The following is a 19,610-nucleotide window of genomic DNA, read 5'->3' as shown; positions in this document are numbered from 1 at the left end:
AGTGGATATCGACCCGGTCTCGATCTAGATCAACAACGGTTACGCTACGTCCGTGAAGAGATACGCGCCGTTCGGTATCGATGCTCTCCTGGTGATCGTCTTCTGTGCGATCGGTAGGCGCAGTCATGACGAGGCTGTCATCGCCGGTCTGCTGAAAACGGTGTGGCCCTTCGGGGCGGGATTGATCCTCGGCTGGGTCTTGGCGAGCTACCTCGCCCGGAATACGCGGTTCGACGCAACCGCGTTGTGGCCCACCGGAATCCTGATCTGGGCGAGCACCCTCGTCGGCGGGATGGTGTTGCGCGCCATCAGCGGGCAGGGCGTCGCACTGAGTTTCATGATCGTCGCGGCCTGCGTGCTCGCGCTGTTCCTGCTCGGCTGGCGAGCGGCCATTCGCGCACTGCGGTGATCAGATTCGGCGCTGCTGCTTGAATTCCTGCTCGTATTCCTCGTCGTCGGCCTGCGGGGTGCGGAACAGGAACGCGAAGACGATCCAGCCGACGACGGCGACCAGGATGAAGCTGACCAGCCGGTAGACGAACGCGGCCGCGACCGCCTGCGCGGCGGGCAGCCCAGCGCCCGCGGTGAGGCCGTAGATCAGCGTCGCGTCCACGTAGACGATGCCGCCCGGCGCGAACGGGATCGACCCCACCGCCTTACCCGCCGCGAACGCGATGAGCAGCCCGGACAACTTCGGATCGGCGCCGACCGCGTAACAGGCGGCGCCGAGACACGCCACATCGGCGAACCGGTGCAGCAGCGCCCACACCCCGACGAGCGCGGCGTCCTTCTTCCCCAGATCGACCGACTCGAGCTGCGACCTGATCTCGGCCAGCTTGGCGATGCCGTGATCGGCCGGTTTCTTGCGCAGCCGGTTGACCAGCGCGAGCACCCGCCGCAGGATCGCCTCCAGCGTGCCCGGATGGCGGGCGAGGTAGTTGCCGACGAACAGCACCAGGGCGAGCACGACCAGTGAGACGATGAATTTGAACCCGATCCCCTGCCCGACCAGCGCGGCACCGGTGATACCGAGTATCGCCAGCCCGGCCGCGGCGACCACGCCGGAGAAGACCAGCTGCCAGGAGGCGACGATCGGGCTCGCGCCCCAACGCCGGGTCTGGCGGTAGGTGAAGGCGGTGGAGAAGACCTGGCCCGCGGGCAGCGTCAGCGACATCGCGGTCGCGCCGTAGACCACCGATTCCGATTTCACCTGGCTGACGTCCACCCCGCCCGCGTGCAGTAGCTGCCGCTGCACGCCGCCGAATCCGCTCATCGACAGGGCCTGCAGGACGATGCAGCCGATCAGCCAACCCCAGTGGATCTCGGTGAGTGTGCGCCAGGATTCGTGCAGGCGGGGCCACAGGTACACGCCTTCGCCGACGAGCAGCGCGAGGATCACCGCGCCGAGCACCCACTTGACCCACCGGAAGCGGCGGCGGCGCTCGGCCGGTACGCCTGCTAGGTCGCCGTCGGCCGTCACGGTCTCAGCCTAGCGAACTGACCTGTTCTTCCTCGTCGGTGTGCGGCGCGGCGATCGCGGACTTCGGCCAGGCCAGGCGGGTTTTTCTGCGTCTGCCGCGCAATTGGACCTCGTCTCCGGTTACCCAATGTTCTTGCTCGCTTTCGTCGGCGAAGTAGAGCGCGCTGCCCGAAGCGAGAACGCGGCCGGGATGATCTTTGGCCAATTCGGTGAGTCGCGAGGCCTCGTTGACGGGGTCGCCGATCACGGTGTATTCGAAACGATTTGCGGCACCGATGTTTCCGGCGACCGCCAGGCCGGCCGAGACGCCGATGCCGATGTCGAGGCTGGTCACCTCGCGCAGCGCCTCGCGCAGATCACGGGCCGCGGCGAGTGCGGCGCTCGGCGCGTCGGGGCGGTCGAGCGGGGCGCCGAAGATGGCGAGCGCCGCGTCGCCGACGAATTTGTTGACGAAACCGTGGTGGCTGTCGATCACATCGACCACCACCCGGAAGAACTCGTTGAGCAGGCTGACGACCTCGGTCGGCGGACGTTCGGCGGCAGCGGCGGTCGAACCGACCATGTCGACGAACAGCACCGCCACGAAACGCGTCTCACCGCCGAGTTCGGTGCCGTAGTCCAATGCTCGCTGCGCCACGTCCTCGCCGACGTGCTGACCGAACAGTTCCTGCAGCTTGCGCCGCTTGGCCGCCTCGTCCATCATCCGGTTGAAGCCCACCTGCAACAGCCCGATCTCGCTGCCGTCGTAGACCTCCACCTGAACGTCACGCGAGCCGGCCTGCACCCTGTTGATGGCTTGGGACAACTGGCGCACCGGGTCGGAGATCGACGAACCGGTCAGCATCGACAGCGCCAGCGCCTGCAGGATCACCACGCCACACAGCAGCAGGATCGAGATGGCGAGGGACTTCGCCGAGAACTTCACGTCCGAGGAGATCTGGGTGACGCACAGCAGCACGATCGCGATGGTCGGCGCGAACGTGCCCATGCCCCAGGTCATCGCCATCCGGGTGCCGACGCCGGGGGTCAGGGTGTGGTCGAAGGTGCCCTCGGTCAGCGCCTCCGCGGCGACCGGGCGCAGGATGCGTTCGCCAAGCATGTAGGTGAAGCCGAACACGATGGTGGCGGCCATACACTCGGTGACGATCACCGCGCCTGCCAGCTCGGGCGATTCGGCGATGATCATCGCGGCCAGGATCCCGCCACCGATGATCCACAGCACCAGGTGCACGATCGACTGCCGCAGCGGCACGTGCAGCGCCGCCATCTGCTCACGTCTGCTCGGTGGCCCGCCACGCATCTGCCAGCGCATCACCGGCCGCAGCATGAGCGCGGCGGCGCAGATACTGAGTACCGCCGCGATCCCGAAAACGAGCAGCGGCGCGAGCAGACCGGTCTGGCGCACCCCACCCGGATCGCCCTCGGGAACCGGCAGGCCGTATTGGATGAAGGCCCACACCAGTACCGCGCCGAAGGCGTTGGCCAGCAGCACAGACGTCAGGTACAGCGGCCAGCGCGTTCGCATGGTCTGTTTGACCGCTTCCAGAGGCGCCGACACGACCACCAATCTAGCGTTCGGACCGATAGGCTCTCTCGAGTGACCGACCAGAAGGTAGATTCCGGGACCGCGTCAACGCCATGGCGCTCGGACGCCGAGGCAGTTCACCCCCTTGTTCGCAAAGCCGCGGCATGGAGTTGGCGGTTGCTGATCATCTTCGGCGCGTTGCTCGCGGTGGGGATGCTGGTCCAGAAGTTCGCCACGGTGGTGATCCCGCTGGCTATCGCGCTGCTCGCCGCCGCACTGCTCGCGCCGCTGGTCGATTGGATGCAGCGGGTGGGGATTCCGCGCTCGCTCGGCGTGTTCGTGGCGCTGCTGGGGTCGATCGGGCTGCTCGCGGGGGTGTTGACGTTTGTCGTCGAGCAGTTCGTCGACGGTGTGCCGGGGTTGTCCAATGAGGTCACCAACAGCGTGCACAAGGTGCAGGACTGGTTGATCAACGGCCCGCCGCATCTGAGCGACCAGCAGATCCGCAACGCGGGCGACACCATCGTGCGCACCATCCAGGACAACCGCGAGAGCCTGACCAGCGGCGCGCTGACCACCGCCACCGCCATCGGCCACATCCTCACCGGTGCGTTCCTGATCCTGTTCATCCTCATCTTCTTCCTCTACGGCGGGGATCAGATCTGGAACTTCATCACCCGGATCATCCCCACAGCGCACCGCGAAAAGGTCCGTACCGCAGGTGAACTGGGCTTCGGGACGCTGGTCGGATTCGTGCGCGCCACCGTGGTGGTCGCGGCGGTGGACGCGATCGGTATAGGAGCCGGGCTGGCGATTCTGCATGTGCCGCTTGCCTTGCCGCTGGCTTCGCTGGTGTTCATCAGCGCCTTCATCCCGATCATCGGCGCGTTCTTCGCCGGGTTCGTCGCGGTGTTCATCGCGCTGGTCACCAAGGGATTGGTGACCGCGCTGATCGTGCTCGGCATCATCGTCGCGGTGATGCAGCTGGAAGGCCATGTGCTGCAGCCACTGCTGCTCGGCCGGGCCGTGAGCATCCATCCGCTGGCCGTGGTGCTGGCGATCACCGCCGGGTTGGTCGTCGGTGGGATCGCGGGCGCGCTGCTCGCCGTGCCGTTGATCGCGGTGGGCAACACCGCGATTCGATATCTGCTCGCCGACAGTCCAGCGGAGGCCTTCGGTGAGCTGGTCGGCGCCGAGGAGCGAAAACGGTTCACCGCCGAGCCCGACAAACCGGAGCCACCGGGCCGCTTCGACGTGGCGAAGCGGCTGCGCAAGGAAGAAGAAGAGTCCGGCGATGCGGACCCACACAGCTGAGTTGAGCTCGGCCGATGCCGCCACCGCGCCGCTGTGGCGGGCTGCGCAGGCGTTTCGGCTGGTCACGCTGCTGTACGCGATCGGGCAGCAGATCGCGTCGGCGCCGTATTACGAGCATCCGCGGCTGAGTTGGGTGCTGATCGCGGTGATGGCGATCTGGTCGGGGAGTTCGGCGCTGCTGCTGTCGCAGTGGTACTTCCCCGAGGCGACCGGGAAGATTCGCGGCTGGGTGGTGTTCGGCGACCAGGTGGTGACGGTGGCGCTGATCGCCTCGACCAGGCTTGTCGCGGACTACGATTGGTATCACGGGCATCAGACGCTGCCGACGACGTTGTGGATCGCGAACTCGGTGATCTCGATGGCGATCCTGCGCGGACCGGTCGCGGGAGTTGTCGCGGGACTTGCCATGGCGGCTGTGGTGGTGACGGTGCGCGATCAGTGGGGACAGGACGTGTGGGGGGATGCCACCGCGCCCGTGCTCGTTTCGGTGGGGTTGGCGCTCGGGTTGGCGGCCAATACCGCCAGGCGGGCACAGGGGCAGCTCGAGCGGGCATTGCGGATCACGGCCGCCGCGCAGGAACGGGAGCGGTTGGCCCGTGAGGTGCACGACGGAGTGTTGCAGGTGCTCGCCTACATCAAGCGGCGCGGTGGTGAGATCGGCGGGCCCGCAACCGAACTCGCGCAGCGAGCAGGGGAGCAGGAGGTGGCGTTGCGGGTGCTGTTGTCCGAGCAGGCGCAACAGCCGGACTCCGGTTCGGGGGAAGTGGATCTGCGGCCGCTGCTGACTTCGCGGGCCACGACCACGGTGTCGGTGGCTACGCCGGGCGATCCGGTGCCGGTCGGGCAGCTGGTGGCGCACGAGATCGCCGCGGCGGTGACCACCGCGCTGTCGAATGTCGCACTGCATGCCGGGCCCGATGCGAAAGCGTATGTGCTGCTGGAAGATACCGTCGACGCAGTGGTGGTGAGTGTGCGCGACGACGGTGTCGGCATCGAGGCGGGACGACTGGAGGCAGCCGCTGCCGAAGGGAGGATGGGTGTTTCGCGGTCGATCATCGGGCGGATCGAGGCGCTCGGTGGGACCGCGGAGTTGCTCACCGAGGGGGAGGACCTCGGTACCGAGTGGGAATTCCGGATTCCGCGCCAGTCGGCGCGCTGAGAAGAGGAGCTGGGCGATGCCGGTCATTACGGTGATGGTGGTCGACGACCATCCGATGTGGCGTGAGGGCGTTTCGCGCGATCTCGCCGAGGCCGGGTTCGAGGTGTTGGCCACCGCTGACGGCGTGGGGACAGCGTCTCGGCGTGCCGCGGCCGTGCAGCCGGACGTGGTGTTGATGGACATGCAGCTCACCGATGGGAACGGGGCCGCGGCGACGGCGGAGGTGCTGCGGGTTTCGCCGCATAGCCGAGTGCTGGTGCTGTCGGCTTCGGCCGAGCGCGACGATGTGCTCGACGCGATCAAGGCGGGGGCAAGCGGGTATCTGGTGAAGAGTGCGTCGGCGGCCGAGTTGATCGATGCCGTTCGCGCCACTGCCGCAGGTCAGCCGGTGTTCACGCCCGGATTGGCCGGGTTGGTGCTCGGGGAGTATCGGCGGATGGCCACCGCGCCCGCGGCCGCCGATCAGCCGCACCGGCCGTCGTTGACCGAGCGGGAGACCGAGGTTCTGCGGATGGTGGCCAAGGGGTTGTCGGCCAAGCAGATCGCTACTCGGTTGAATCTCTCGCATCGGACGGTGGAGAACCATGTACAGGCGACGCTACGCAAGTTGCAGCTGGCGAATCGGGTAGAGCTCACCCGCTACGCCATCGAGCAGGGGCTCGAATAGTTGTCTTGAATGGGGGTTTGCCCTGATGCGCCGGGACGGTTTCGCTGGCTACCCTCGATGGCATGGGCGGTCCTGAATCCCTTTTCGTACCCGGTGCCGCGACGGCTGGTCCCGTCGGTGACCGTGAGCTGCGTGTTTCCGACGCCGAGCGGGAGCATGTCGGGCAGTTGCTGCAGCGTGCCGTCGGGCTCGGCATGCTCTCGCTCGGCGAGTTCACCGAGCGGATGGATACGGCGCTGGCCGCGAAGACTCGCGGTGAACTCAACGCTGTGCTCGTCGACCTGCCCGGAATGCGGGTGGCGGGCACACCGCAGCCCGCCGCGATGCCGCGGCCACGCCATGTTCCGGTGCCTGCCGGTGGGTCCAATCCGAGCGCGATTCGTAGCCGGTTGTCGGGGGTCCACCGGCGTGGGCCGTGGCAGGTGCCGCCGGTGTTGCATCTCAACAACCTGATGTCGGGCGTGACCTTGGACTTCACCGAGGCCGTGATGCAGACGCAGATCGTCGAGATCCAGGTCGATGACTACTGCACGAGTCTCACGTTGCTCGTCCCCGCGGCCGCCACTGTCGACCTCAACGGCCTCGATCTGGTGGGATCCTCGGCCAACAACAAGGTTCGCACCGGCCCGCCGATCGGGCCGTTGCATCTTGTCGTGCACGGTCGCATCCGGTTCGGATCGGTGACCGCGAAATACCCGCTGATGGTTCAGTGGAGGCGATTCCTGGGTTCGTGAACCCTGGGCTCTGCGGACATACGAAAGGCGCTTTTCGCGTAGGAACAGCGCGCCCGCAGGGGTTTTTACTCATGTACGGCGATCCGCACGGGTCGACTATGGAGTTATGAGTACTGCCATCGATCCCGCGCTGGTTGCCCGGCTGTCCGGAGAGTTCACCGCGCTCGGCGCACACCTGAGTCAGCTGGGCGGCGACCTGGATGTGCTGTCTGCGCAGTTGCGAGCGGAAGCGTCGCGTGCGGGCGGGTCGACCGGGGCGCCAGCGAACTGGGCTGCTCCGGTGGGGCCGCATGGTGGCGGTGCCGCGCCGTTCGGGGTTCCCGCGAACTGGGTTGGACCGTATGGGGGACCTGCTGCGCCGCCTGGGGGCGGTCCGGCCGGGCCGCGCGGTGGTGGTTTTGCACCGTACGGACAGGCAGGAGGGCCGACCGGTTGGGCGAGGTCGACCGGGCAGGGTGTTCCCACGTGGGCAGCCCGCGGCGGGCAACCAGGGCCGGTGCGGGTGCCGTGGTGGCAGCGCGAAGGAGTGATTTCCCGGGTGCTTGCCGTGGCCGGCGTCGGGGTGACCTTGGTCGGCGTGCTGATGCTGTTGGTGTTGGCCGCGCAGGCGGGGTTCTTCGGTCCGGTAGCGAGAGTCATCGCTGGCGCGGTGTTTTCCGCCGTACTGGTCGGCCTCGGCTGGCGGGTGTTCACGCGGCCCGGTGGTCGTGTCGGTGGAATTGCGTTGGTGGCCACTGGTATTGCCGGGCTGTATCTGGATGTTGTTGCGGTAACCGGGTATTACCGATGGGTGCCCGGCGGAGTCGGGCTTGCCGTGGCGCTGGTGGTGGCGCTGGTCGGGGTGGGGGTCGCGGTGCGGTGGCAGTCGCAGCCGTTGGCGGTGGGGGTGGTGTTGGGGGCCGCGGTGTTGTCGCCCGCGTTGACCACCGAATTGATGTTGCTCGGGTTCTTGGTGGTGTTGCAGGCGGCGGGGGTTCCGGTGCAGCTGCGCAGGGACTGGCCGGTACTGCACGTGGCGCGCACCTTGCCGGTGGTGCTCGCGGTGCTGGGGATGGTGGCGCTCAGTGGGATCGAAGCAGCGATCTCCGGCACGGAGGTGGAGCACAGGCAAGGGCTGCTGATCGCGGCGATCGCCGGTGCGGTGGTCGGACTGGTCGGTGCGCTGCTCGCGGTGCGCCGCAGGCCGGGCGACATCACCGCCAGCATCACGATCGCCCTCACCGTCCTCCCGGTGCTCGCCGCCGCGGCGCTGTTCGACCGGGTGGTGAGCGTGTCGATCACCGCGGTCATCGCCACAGTCCTGCTCGGCCTCGCCGCTACCGGGTTGATTCCTGCCGGCGCTGGTGCGGCGGCTTCCGGCTCGGAAACGGTCATGGGTCCCCGGCTTGATGTTGCTCGGGATGTCGGGCGGCTGGGGATCGCCCGGCACACGGCGTTGGTGGCCGCGTTGACCGGTGCGGTCGCGTTGCTGCAGACGTGCGCCGTCGCGACGGGCGGTCACCCTCGACTGATGCCGACCGCGCTTTTCGTTGCCGGTCTCGCGTTCTTCGGGGTTGCCGCCGTGAGCCGCACACGGGTCGCTGCTGGGCTCGGTGTCGCGTTCGCGCTGCTGGGCGGGCTCGTGATGCTGGCGATCGCTACGCCGGAAACGCTTGCGCTGCAACGGCTTGCGGAGCAGGATCTCGATGTCGCGACGGCGATGGCGGCAGTTGCGGGATCGGGGGTGGCGGCGATGGTGGCGTGGACCGTGCCACGGTTGCCGCGGTGCGACGATCCAGCACTCGTCACCGGAGTGTGGATCGCGGTGATTATCGCCGGGCTGTACTACGTGCTGGTCGCCGCGGTGTCGCTCGGCGTATCCCTCGGCGGCGCGGACGGTTTCATCGTCGGCCACAGCGTGGCGACCATCGTGTGGATGGTGGCCGCCACCGCCGCACTGTTCTACGGGTTGCGCCGACTCGCCACTTCACCCGTGGTCGCGAAGGTCTGCCTGGTCTCCGGCCTCCTGGTAGCCGCGGCCGCACTCGCGAAACTGTTCCTGTTCGACCTGGCCACCCTCTCCGGGCTGGTCCGGGTAGCAGCCTTCCTGGCAGTCGGAATCCTGTTGCTTCTCACCGGAACCCGCTACGCCCGCGCCTTCGCGGACTCTTCCCCGGCGCGCCAGGGTCAGTAAACAGAACGGGGCGGGGCCCGAAGGCCCCGCCCCAGCGCTCTCACGGAGCGACCTCAGTCGTCCTCGCGCCGACGCAGCAGCTCGTTCACACTCACGGTCCGACCCTCGCCACCGCTATGGCGACCCTCGTCCACGCCGGTGCCCCGGCGAGACGAGCGCAGCTGAGCCATCCAGTTCTCGATCTCATTGCGGGTGTCCGCCTGCGGTTCAGCGGATTCCGTTGCCGTGGAATCGGTTTCAGCAGCGGGTGCGGTCACCTCGTCGGACGGTTCCGCCGGCGACGCGGCGGGCGTCGGGACGGCGGTGAAGCCGGACGGCGCCTGCCATCGACCGGGGGTATCGGCCTGGTCGGCCGTCGCCTCCTCGTCGAGGTCACCCGCCGACGAGGACGGCGTGACCGGCGAGAACCGTGGTCCGCTGTCCTGATCGGGCGGATTGAAACCGCGCGGCGTGCCGGGGCCGGTCATGCCGTTGTTCCACGGAGCGCTCGGCTGCGGTTCGACCGGCACCGAGGTACCGAAAACGCCCGGGGAGGGAAGAGGTGATTCGGGTTCGGTCTCCGCGCGCGCCGCGGTACCCGGGTGCGACTCGGCACGATGCGAGCCGGGCGTTGCCGAGAAGTCAGGGCGCGGTGCCTCGGAGCCCCGCGGGTTCGAATCCGTTTCGCGCACAGCGCCGTCGACCTGTCCGGGCATGCTCGAGTCCGGTGCGGGGGTGTCGGGCGTGACCGGCCGGAGGTTCGACGCGGTCACCGGGCTGAACCCGTTGAAGGTTCCGCTCGACGGGGCCTCGTGTGGTGCCGGTGGCGTGGCACTCGGCGGGGTGTCGTGAGGTGCTGGTGGCACGGCGCTCGGCGGGGCCTCGCGCGGCGTCGGCGGGGTGTTGACGATCCGCGGAGGCTGCGGCGGGACGATCCCGCGCGGCGGGGTCGCCGTGTTCGGCCGGGCCGGGGGAACGATGCTCGGCCGCGAATCCACTGTGGGCGTACCGAATCCGGCGCCATCGCCGGTCTCGTTCGGCGTCGAAATTCGCGGCACCGGCGGCGTCTCGCCGATCACTCCCGGCGTGTACCCCGAGGGCGGCTGCACGCGCCCGGAGCCACGCGGCGGAACACCGGTGACGATGCCGGGCAGATCGAGCCCGGACCCGTTGTCGACCGGGTCGGGGTGGGAAATCGAAGGGCCACTGGGGGTTTCGGTGCCACCGCCTTCTGGCGCGGTGGTGCCTGCGGGGCCGAAGCGCGAATCGTGACCGAAGCTCGGTCCGGTGTCGCCGAACGGCGAGCTGATGCTCGGCGCGTCGGCAGTGCTGCCCGTGTGTCCGAGCTCGCTGGTGGGGCGAGTGGCGCCGCCGGGCCCGGTTTCGGGATCGCCGAGATCGGTGAGCGGTATGGGCGGGGTGCCGAAGCTCGGTCCCGAATAGCCACGGTCTTCGTCCGTGGAGCTATCCGAGGTCGAATCGTTTTGTCCCTGAGCCGGATTCGGGGTGCCCGGCTTGACGATCGGCAGCACCTGGGTCGGCTCGCCGGACACGTGGTTCGGCAGGTCGAGTCCGGATTCCGTCGGCTTCGCGCCATCCCCCTGCTCGGATTTCGCCGGCGTGCCCGGCTTCACCACCGGCAACTCGCGCGTCGGCTCACCCGAAGACAGCATCGAGGCGCGGGGACGCGTCGGATCGGGCGACATCGGCAAGCGCGGCCGAGCGGGCTCGGCGGCCTCGGCATCGGTGATCTTGTCGATGCGCTGAGTCGGCGCCTCGGCCTCGATCTCGGCGACCGTACGCGGCCTGCGCGGGGTGCGGGCCAGCTTGGAGTCGGGGACCGCCGTCATCTGCATGGTCGGCGGGTCGGTGATCGGGGTGGTCTTCACCAGGTCGACCGCGTCGCTGTTGCCAGGGCGCTCGTCGTCGAGGATGGGTTCGCCGAGGCCGATCTTCTCCTGGATCCGCTTCATCCACTTCGGCGCCCACCAGCAGTCGTCGCCGAGCAACTTCATGATCGCCGGGACAAGCAGCATGCGCAGGATGGTGGCGTCGATGAGCAGCGCCGCGATCATGCCGTAGGCGATGTACTGCATCATCACCATGTCGGAGAACGCGAACGCGCCGGTCACCACGAGCAGGATCAGCGCGGCGGCGGTGATGATTCGCCCGGTTTGGGCGGTGCCTATTCGCACGGCCTCGGTGGTGGACGCACCTTGGGCGCGGGCCTCCACCATGCGGGAGAGCAGGAAGACCTCGTAGTCGGTCGACAGGCCGTAGATGATCGCGATGATCAGCATCAAGACCGGCGCGCTGATCGGCTGTGGCGTGAAGTTCAGGAGTGTGGCGCCGTTGCCGTCGACGAAGATCCACGTGAGGATGCCGAGGGTCGCGCCGAGGCCGAGCGCGCTCATCAAGGCGGCCTTGATCGGCAGTACCAGCGAACCGAATGTCAGGAACATCAGGATCGTGGTGGTGACCAAGACGAGCAAGATCATCCACGGCATCAGTTCCATCAGCGTGTCGATGCTGTCGGCCATCAGGGTGGGCTGACCGGTGACGTACATCGTGACGCCGTCGGGTATTTCGATCGAGCGCAGGTAGTCGATCGTCGGCTCGGCGTTGTTGGTCGGATCGACCATGGGTGCCGAGGTACGGAACACCTGGGAGTTGGTCGGCGACTTGACCGGCACTTCGAACGGGCTCACCAGCCCGGGAGCTTGATTGGCTTCCTTCCAGACCTTGCCGATCGCGTTGGTGTTGTCCGAGACGAAGACCAGCTGGATCGGGTCGGTCTTCTTCATCGGGAAGACCTCGTAGAAGTGCTCGAGCGCGGAACGAGCGGGGTCGTCCGGTGGGAGGTACTTCTCGTTGATGCCGCCGAACGCCAGATCCTTGACCGGGATGATCAGCAGCAGCAGGCCGATGGTGATCGGGATGGCGATCTTGAGCGGGTGCCGCATGACCCACCGGGTCAGGTTGCCCCAGAAACCGTTCTCGACCTGCTCCGCGGTCTTGGTCTTGCGGAACCGCTTGAGGCCGAGCATGTCCACGCGCGGACCGAGGATGGCCAGCATCGCGGGCAGAATCGTGACGGCGGTCAGCGCCGCAAGGGAGACCGCCGCGATGGTGCCGTACGCGACCGACCGCAGGAAGCCCTGCGGGAAGATCAGAATGCCGCCGACGCTGGCGATGATCATCGTCGCGGAGAACACCACTGTTCGTCCAGCGGTCATGACCGACCGCCGGACGGCGGCTCTGGTGCTGTAACCCTCGGCCAGCTCCTCGCGGAAACGGCTGACGATGAACAGCCCGTAGTCGATCGCCAGGCCGAGACCGATCATCGAGACGACACCGGTGACGAAGAAGTTGACCTCGGTGAAATTGGTCAGCGCCATCACGATGCCGGTGGCGCCGAGGATCGTCAGACCACCGATGATCAGCGGCAACGCGGCCGCGACGATGCCACCGAAGATGAAGAACAGCAGGATCGCCACGGCGGGGAAGGCGATTACTTCCATTCGCTTGGAGTCGTGGTCGAGGGTGTCGGTCAGGGTGACCGCGATGGCTTGCAGGCCCGAGACCTCGACGTCGACGCCGGGGATGTAGAAGGCGTCCGCCACGGCGCGGTAGTTGGCCATCATGACGGTGTCGTTGTCACCGGCGATGGCGATCGAGGCGAACGCGTGTTTCTTGTCCTTCGACCCGAACGCCGACGGCACGGCGGGCGCGTCGCCCACCTTCCAATAGGTGCCGTTGATCTTGCCGATCTGATCGGGGTGTTCGGTGACGGCGGTACTCAGGCTGTCGACGACCTTCTTCGAGAACTCCGGGTCATCGATCGTTTTGCCCTCGGGGGCGTTGTACATGACGATGACGTCGGCCTGGTGGTCGCGGCCGTAAGACCCGTCCGCGATCTGCGCGCCCTGCACCGACTCCGAGCCAGGATCGAACCAGCCACTCTGGCTCAGCCGGGGCCCGAGCCCCATGCCGTACGCACCCAACGCCAACATCGCCCCACCGACAACCACGATGACGGCGAAGCGGAACCGATATACCAGATCGCCCCAGCGGGTGAACACTTAAGCGACTCCTTGACCAGGGCGAGAAGTGAGTAGCGCCGACAGCGGCCGGAAAGGCTGCAGCCAAGCACCCTCGTCGGGCAGCGACTCGAGACTCACCCGCGGTAGCGGTTCCCGGAATACTCCAGGGATGTCCTCGAGGTCGACGAACCCGAGGGTATCCGAAGTGACCGCCCAACTCGCGTGCTCACGAAATCCGAGTACCTGAGCTGGGATTCCCTTGGCCGCGATGGCTTCCAGTGGTTCACGGAAGGCTTGACCATCGGCCGAGGCGACCATGATTCCGGCTAAACCGCCGTCGCGCTGACGGGTCGCGATGTGGGCGAGCATATCGGCGTCGACATCGGAGTCTTCGTCGATCTTGGGCTTGGCGAACACCGCGAAACCGACGTTGCGCAGCGCTTCCACCCAGGGGCGGACCACGTCGGCGGTGCCGGGCGCGATATTGGTGAAGACGGTGGCCTCGGCCTCGATGCGCCCCTTCGAGGCGACCGAGATCTCGGCGGTGCGGGCCAGCAACCAGCGGCCGAGCGCGTCGAAACGGGGGCGATAAGCGGCGGTGGGACGTCCTCCGAGGATGGCGCCGAGCCCCATATCGAGGTTCGGCGCGTCCCAGACCAACAGCACACGTCGAACATCGGAACCGCTCAACGCCTCGGAACCGGGGCCTGCCTGGGCGGGCACCGGCATCTCGGGGGCGATCTCACTCACGCTCATCTGTCGATCTTCCCCCATATGAACTCGTTGATGGCGCTACCGGCACGCAGGCCTTTGCCCTCGAACTTGGTGACGGGCCGTTCGAAACCGATCGGCGCGGTAGTGCGGTTGGCGGCGCTGTCGCCGCCGGTGGTGTCGTTCAGGCCGGTGAACAGCGGTTCCTTGGAGCCTACTTCGAGAATATGCTCCGCGTAATCCGCGTGGTCGGTCGCCACGTGCAGCACACCGCCGGGCTTGAGTCTGCTGGCGATCAGCGCGAATGTCGGCGCCTGCAGCAGCCTGCGCTTGTGGTGGCGGGCCTTGGGCCACGGGTCGGGGAAGAACACCCGAACGCCGATCAGCGACTCCGGGGCAACCATGTTCTCGAGTACGTCGACGGCGTCGCCGCGCAGCAACCGGATGTTGTCGATCTCGTCGCGCTCGATCTGCTGAACCAGCTGGGCCAGACCCGGCTGGTACACCTCGATGCCGATCAGGTTCAGGTGCGGTTCGGCCTTGGCCATGGCGGCCGTCGCGGTGCCGGTGCCGGTGCCGATCTCGATGACCAGCGGCGCCTCGCGCCCGAACCAGGCGTCGGCGTCGACCGGATCGTTGGACACATTGCGCCCGATCACCGGCCACGTCTTGTCCCAGGAGGCCTGCTGGTTCGGCGTCAGCGCGCCGCGGCGAGTGCGGAAACTCGTGACGCGCGGGTACAGCCGGGAGCCGGTGAGTGAGCGCCTGCCGGCGTCGTCGGGCATCTCCGACAGCTTGTGGCTGGTCGGCTCGGCGTGGTTGGCGGCGTCGTTCACGTCGTCCATTGTCCAGCATGCGTGGAGCTACGCCACAGGCGAGTTCGGGGACCGCCGATCTGCCAGGTCGCGCAGTGGGTTCGCCGAGCCCCCGCTCGGCGCGGATCTGACAGAATGCCCTCCGAAAAGGGGGTGTGCAGAATGTCGACAGCCACCGAATTCGCACAGACACGGCCCGCGGACCAGCTCGACGAGCTGATCTCGCGCCTCGGTGCAGGTCGGGGCGGTGATCCGGCGATCGCCGAACAGCTCGCCGCGGCGGCCGCGCGGCGTCGACGTCCGCTGCGCATCCAGATCACCGGGCGTGCGCTCAGTGGGCGGACCACCGTGCTCGCCGCGCTCGCGTTGTTGTCCGCGCACGAGACCTCGCCGGTCGATCAGCCCGAGTCGCCCGATCCGGTTCTCGACGGTGATCTGGTCATCTATGTGCTGGCCGGTGCGCCGCAGGCCGCCGACTATCGCCTGCTCGCCACCGTGCCGAAGGGTCGCGGTCTTGTCGTGCTCAACAAGGCCGACGCGGTCGGCGCGCGCTGGGGTGAGGCCGTGGCCGCGGCGCAGCGGCACGCGCAGGAAATCGGCCTGCCGATCGTGCCGATCGTCGCGTCTGTCGCCGCCCGGACCAGGGCGGGAGCGGTGAGCGCCGACGATCTGAGCGATCTGCGCAGGCTCGCCGTCGGCCCCGATGTGCCCTCGGTGCTGGCGGCCGATCTGTTCATCGGCAGCGGTTCCGACCAGGACGCGCGCAGGCGCCTGATCGCCAATTGGGATCTCTACGGCGTTGATTGCGCGCTGTCGGCCTTGCGCGCCGATCCCGACCTGCCCGCGTCGGCACTCATCCAGATCCTGCACTCCGCGAGCGGGATCGACCCGTTGCACAAGCTGGTCCACCGCCGGTACGAGCAGGTGGAAGCGGTACGCGGCGGCGAACTGCTCGACCAGCTGATCCGGCTGGCGGCCCGCGCGGTCCCCGGCGACGGTGGGCGCGCCCGCGAACAGATCGAGCACTACCTCGCCGGTGACGAAGCGCTCTGGGCCGGACTGTGCGCCGGCTTGGCCTGCCCGCAGGTCTCGCACCTGGCCGCCGGCTACCCGTCACCCTCGCCCGCCGACGCCGACGAGGCACTCGCCCGCGCCACCCGCTGGCGTGCCGTGGTGTCCAGCGATATGCCCCCCGCCGCCCGCCGCGCTGCCCTTCGCGTCCACAACGGCTATGTCAGAGCCTGGGAGCGGATGTCCAGTGCCGGACTCTGAGGCCCCCGATCCAGGTTCGGCCGCCGACGCGCGAGGCACCGGCGATCCGAGCACCTCGGCGGATCACGGTACGGCCGACGAGGAGCAGGGCGACAGAGCTGACGATCCGGGCGCCGCGTCCGGTCGTTCGCCGATCGACGATCCGAACGCGCTCTCGCCTGCGGTAGACGCGGTGATCGAACGGTGGAATCCCCAGGGCGCCGCACTGCTGCGGGCGATGGCCGGTGCGGGCCATGGCACCACTGTCGACTTCTATGCCCCCGACGACGCCAACACCACCCTGCTCCGCACCGAACTCGCGCGCTTCGAACCCCATATCGACCTGGCCGATCCCACCTCGGGTACCGAACCCGCCGCGGCGCTCATCCTCTTCGACGCGGGCAGTGTCCTCGGCGCGGACATGTTCGCCCTGATCGATCGCCTGCGCGCCGCCGACCGGCGAATCCTGCTCGCCATGAACGGCTTTCACGCCTATCAGGACTGGCGCGCGACCCGCGATCGCAACCTCGAACTGCTCGCCGCCCGCGGCATCACCGACCTCGACATCGTCGCCGTCTCGGCCCGCATGTCCGCCGCGGCCCGCGCCGCCGACGACTCCGCCCTGCTCGACCGCTCCGGCGTCGCCGGACTGCACGCCACCCTCGCCGCCGCCACCGCGAAGGGACCGGCCGACGGCGCTCAGCGCCGCACCGCCGTGCGCACCCGGGTCCTCGCCGACACCAGGGCGCGAATCGACGAGCAGATCACCGCCCTGCGCTCCGGCACTGACACCGCCCGGATCCGGGAGGAACGCATCGGCCTGGCCGCCGAGCGCGACGGCGGCCGTCAGGCCGGGCTGGCCGCCGTGCGCAGCCAGGTCCAGCTCGCCCGCGTCGACCTGACCGCCGAACTCGGCTCGATGGTGCGCGCGCTGCACACCCGTTCCCGCGCCGAACTCGACCGCTGCGACCGCGCCGAGCTACGCGCCTATCCCCAGCGACTCCAGCAGGCGGCCGGTGAACTCTCGGCCTCGGTCGACGCCGTGATCGACGATCGAGTCATCGAAGCCGCCCGCCGCATCGGCACCGCCGCACCGACCGCCCGCCGGCGCGATCCGGCGCCCCGGGTCGGTCCAGATCCCGGCAAGCGGCACCGTGGTGTCGAAGATCACCTCATGATCGCCCTCGGCGCGTCGGCCGGTGTCGGCCTCGGCAGGCTGATCGTGGCGCCGCTGTCGCTGGTGCCGACACTCGATGTGGCGAGCGTCCCGGTGACGCTGCTGCTCGGCGCGGGCGCGGCCGCCTGGGTGGTGCGCGCCCGCGGCCAGCTCGCCGAGCGCAACCACATGTCGCAGTGGGTCTCCGAAGCGTTGGTGAACATCAAAGCCCAGCTCGAGCAGCGTGTCGCGGCGGTGCTGGTTGACATCGAGGCCGAGCTGGCCGAGCACGTGGTGCGCGAATCGACCGCCCGCGCGATCGCCGTCGACAGGCGTGTCACCGAGCTCGACGCGCTCGCGCGCAGGCTCGTCGCGGAGCGCCCCGCGCAGCTGACCGCGTGCGAGCGCGACATCGCCACACTCGATCAACTGTGAGCGCGGGATTGACTGATACACCTATGGGTACCCGTTAGGGAGCCCGATGCCGTATCGGTCGTCATATCGCGTTAACCTGGAGGCAGGAACCTGGGCGTCCGCTCTTGCCAGTCGATGCGCGGCCATCGTCCGTGTACGGCCTTTTCTCAGCCGTCTCTCGGGGTTGTGCGACGGTTGGTCTCGGCGGACGCCTTACCCGCCCATGGTGGCGATCGATGGATCGAACAACCGCCCATCTCAGGAGAGTTTTCATGACCTCAGCGACCATTCCTGGTCTTCGTGGATCCGACGGCAAGGCGCCGACCGAGCACAGTGAACTGCTCGCCTGGGTACAGGAAGTCGCAGAGCTCACCACCCCCGACCGCGTGGTCTGGGCCGACGGCTCCGACGCGGAATGGGATCGCCTGACCACGCAGCTGGTCGAGGCGGGCACCTTCAAGCAGCTCGACGAGAAGAAGAAGCCGAACTCCTTCCTCGCGCTGTCCGATCCCTCCGATGTGGCCCGCGTCGAATCGCGCACCTACATCTGTTCCAAGACCGAGGCCGACGCCGGCCCGACCAACAACTGGGTCGACCCCGCCGAGATGCGCGCCACCATGACCGAGCTGTACCGCGGCTCGATGAAGGGCCGCACCATGTACGTGGTGCCGTTCTGCATGGGCCCGCTCGGCGCCGAGGACCCCAAGCTGGGCGTGGAGATCACCGACTCCGAGTACGTGGTCGTCTCGATGCGCGTGATGACCCGCATGGGCGCCGCCGCCCTGGAGAAGCTGGGCACCGATCGTCCGTTCGTGAAGGCGCTGCACTCCGTGGGCGCGCCGCTCGCCGAGGGCCAGGCCGACGTGCCGTGGCCGTGCAGCGACACCAAGTACATCACCCACTTCCCCGAGGACCGCGAGATCTGGTCCTTCGGTTCGGGCTACGGCGGCAACGCGCTGCTCGGCAAGAAGTGCTACTCGCTGCGCATCGCCTCGGCGATGGCCCACGACGAGGGCTGGCTGGCCGAGCACATGCTGATCCTCAAGCTGATCTCGCCCGAGAACAAGAACTACTACATCGCCGCCGCGTTCCCGAGCGCCTGTGGCAAGACCAACCTCGCGATGATCCAGCCGACCATCCCGGGCTGGCGCGCGGAGACCCTGGGCGACGACATCGCCTGGATGCGTTTCGGCAAGGACGGCCAGCTCTACGCCGTGAACCCGGAGTTCGGTTTCTTCGGCGTCGCGCCGGGCACCAACCACAGCTCCAACCCCAACGCGATGGCCACCATCGACGCGGGCAACACCGTCTACACCAACGTCGCCCAGACCGACGACAACGATGTGTGGTGGGAGGGTCTCGAAGGCGACCCGCAGCACCTGATCGACTGGAAGGGCAACGACTGGACCCCCGAGTCCGAGGGCCACGCCGCGCACCCGAACTCGCGCTACTGCACCCCGATGTCGCAGTGCCCCACCCTGGCGCCGGAGTGGGACGACCCGCAGGGCGTGCCGATCTCGGCCATCCTGTTCGGCGGTCGCCGCAAGACCACTGTTCCGCTGGTGACCGAGTCGTTCGGCTGGGAGCACGGCGTGTTCATGGGCGCCACCATGGGCTCGGAGCAGACCGCCGCCGCCGAGGGCAAGGTCGGCACCGTCCGTCGCGACCCGATGGCGATGCTGCCGTTCCTCGGCTACCACGTGGGCGACTACCTCAACCACTGGATCGACCTCGGCAAGAACGCCGACGCGAACAAGCTGCCGAAGATCTTCTACGTCAACTGGTTCCGTCGTGGCGACGACGGCCGCTTCCTGTGGCCCGGATTCGGTGAGAACTCCCGCGTGCTGGAGTGGATCGTCGGCCGCATCGAAGGCCGCTCGGGCGCCACGGCCACCGCGGTCGGCAACGTGCCCTCGGCTGCCGATCTCGACCTGGACGGCCTCGACGTGGTCGCCGCCGACGTCGACGAGGCGCTCGCGGTGAACGCCGACGAGTGGCGCAAGGAGATCCCGTCGATCGAGGAATGGTTCGAGTTCGTCGGCGACAAGCTGCCTTCGGGCGTGCGTGACGAGTTCGAGGCACTCAAGGAGCGCCTGGGCTGATCCCCCGAACACAGAACCGCCCGTACCTCTCGGTACGGGCGGTTTTTTTGTGCTCCCAGTTCGTCGGACGATTTCCGCGGTCTCTTT

General features: G+C 68.1%; 14 protein-coding genes. 9 read left to right on the top strand and 5 right to left on the bottom strand.

From position 1 onward, the window contains the following. The first annotated feature begins 52 nt into the window (after positions 1-52). The gene (locus ACQHI0_RS27410; RefSeq protein WP_427904668.1) at positions 53-409 is read left to right on the top strand and encodes a DUF3054 domain-containing protein; all 357 of its coding nucleotides are present in this window, start codon (positions 53-55) and stop codon (positions 407-409) included. Here the strand turns inward: ACQHI0_RS27410 and ACQHI0_RS27405 are convergent, their stop codons facing one another. Together ACQHI0_RS27405 and ACQHI0_RS27400 are read right to left on the bottom strand one after the other, a co-directional pair. After that, positions 410-1,480, bottom strand: coding sequence for a lysylphosphatidylglycerol synthase transmembrane domain-containing protein (locus ACQHI0_RS27405; RefSeq protein WP_427904667.1), 1,071 nt, complete (start codon positions 1,478-1,480; stop codon positions 410-412). It lies immediately after the preceding gene. Positions 1,481-1,484: 4 nt separating this feature from the next. Further along, on the bottom strand, positions 1,485-3,038 hold the full coding sequence (locus ACQHI0_RS27400; RefSeq protein ID WP_427904666.1) for an adenylate/guanylate cyclase domain-containing protein: 1,554 nt from the start codon (positions 3,036-3,038) through the stop codon (positions 1,485-1,487). 39 nt (positions 3,039-3,077) lie between these two features. On the opposite strand from ACQHI0_RS27400, the gene ACQHI0_RS27395 reads away from it, so the two are divergent. The 5 genes from ACQHI0_RS27395 to ACQHI0_RS27375 all read left to right on the top strand — a co-directional run bounded on the left by ACQHI0_RS27395 (position 3,078) and on the right by ACQHI0_RS27375 (position 9,052). Beyond that, positions 3,078-4,319 (top strand): AI-2E family transporter, encoded by a 1,242-nt coding sequence (locus tag ACQHI0_RS27395; protein ID WP_427904665.1) that lies wholly within the window; start codon positions 3,078-3,080, stop codon positions 4,317-4,319. Next, a complete protein-coding gene (gene macS, locus ACQHI0_RS27390) occupies positions 4,300-5,478 on the top strand; it encodes a MacS family sensor histidine kinase (protein ID WP_427904664.1) in 1,179 nt (392 codons plus the stop codon). The genes ACQHI0_RS27395 and macS overlap by 20 nt, the downstream gene beginning before the upstream one ends. 16 nt (positions 5,479-5,494) lie before the next feature. Continuing rightward, on the top strand, positions 5,495-6,145 hold the full coding sequence (locus ACQHI0_RS27385; protein ID WP_427904663.1) for a response regulator: 651 nt from the start codon (positions 5,495-5,497) through the stop codon (positions 6,143-6,145). 62 nt (positions 6,146-6,207) lie between these two features. After that, on the top strand, positions 6,208-6,879 hold the full coding sequence (locus ACQHI0_RS27380; protein WP_387216122.1) for a DUF1707 SHOCT-like domain-containing protein: 672 nt from the start codon (positions 6,208-6,210) through the stop codon (positions 6,877-6,879). Between the two features lie 538 nt (positions 6,880-7,417). Further along, positions 7,418-9,052, top strand: coding sequence for a DUF2339 domain-containing protein (locus ACQHI0_RS27375; protein ID WP_427904662.1), 1,635 nt, complete (start codon positions 7,418-7,420; stop codon positions 9,050-9,052). Between the two features lie 53 nt (positions 9,053-9,105). Here ACQHI0_RS27375 and ACQHI0_RS27370 read toward each other — a convergent pair whose 3' ends face one another. Genes ACQHI0_RS27370 through trmB form a run of 3 tightly spaced genes read right to left on the bottom strand, consistent with a single transcriptional unit; the run spans position 9,106 to position 14,630 of the window. After that, a complete protein-coding gene (locus ACQHI0_RS27370; protein WP_427904661.1) occupies positions 9,106-13,113 on the bottom strand; it encodes an MMPL family transporter in 4,008 nt (1,335 codons plus the stop codon). Then, positions 13,114-13,830, bottom strand: a complete 717-nt coding sequence (locus tag ACQHI0_RS27365) for an NYN domain-containing protein (protein WP_427904660.1) — start codon at positions 13,828-13,830, stop codon at positions 13,114-13,116. Then, positions 13,827-14,630, bottom strand: a complete 804-nt coding sequence (gene trmB, locus ACQHI0_RS27360) for a tRNA (guanosine(46)-N7)-methyltransferase TrmB (RefSeq protein ID WP_427904659.1) — start codon at positions 14,628-14,630, stop codon at positions 13,827-13,829. The genes ACQHI0_RS27365 and trmB overlap by 4 nt, the downstream gene beginning before the upstream one ends. Positions 14,631-14,762: 132 nt before the next feature. On the opposite strand from trmB, the gene ACQHI0_RS27355 reads away from it, so the two are divergent. The 3 genes from ACQHI0_RS27355 (at position 14,763) to ACQHI0_RS27345 (ending at position 19,523) form a co-directional block, all read left to right on the top strand. Further along, entirely contained in the window at positions 14,763-15,872 is a 1,110-nt protein-coding gene (locus tag ACQHI0_RS27355) for a hypothetical protein (RefSeq protein ID WP_427904658.1), read from the top strand. Next, complete coding sequence (locus tag ACQHI0_RS27350; protein WP_427904657.1) at positions 15,859-17,442, top strand: hypothetical protein; 1,584 nt, start codon at positions 15,859-15,861, stop codon at positions 17,440-17,442. The genes ACQHI0_RS27355 and ACQHI0_RS27350 overlap by 14 nt, the downstream gene beginning before the upstream one ends. 251 nt (positions 17,443-17,693) lie before the next feature. Beyond that, positions 17,694-19,523 carry a phosphoenolpyruvate carboxykinase (GTP) gene (locus tag ACQHI0_RS27345; protein WP_427904656.1) on the top strand — a complete coding sequence of 610 codons (1,830 nt, stop codon included), beginning with the start codon at positions 17,694-17,696 and terminating at the stop codon, positions 19,521-19,523. Positions 19,524-19,610 lie beyond the last annotated feature (87 nt).

The organism is Nocardia sp. FBN12, from assembly GCF_050320175.1.
Classification (GTDB): Bacteria; Actinomycetota; Actinomycetes; order Mycobacteriales; family Mycobacteriaceae; genus Nocardia.
Note: the sequence above shows the minus strand (reverse complement) of the source record. Positions and strands in the feature narration are given on the sequence as shown.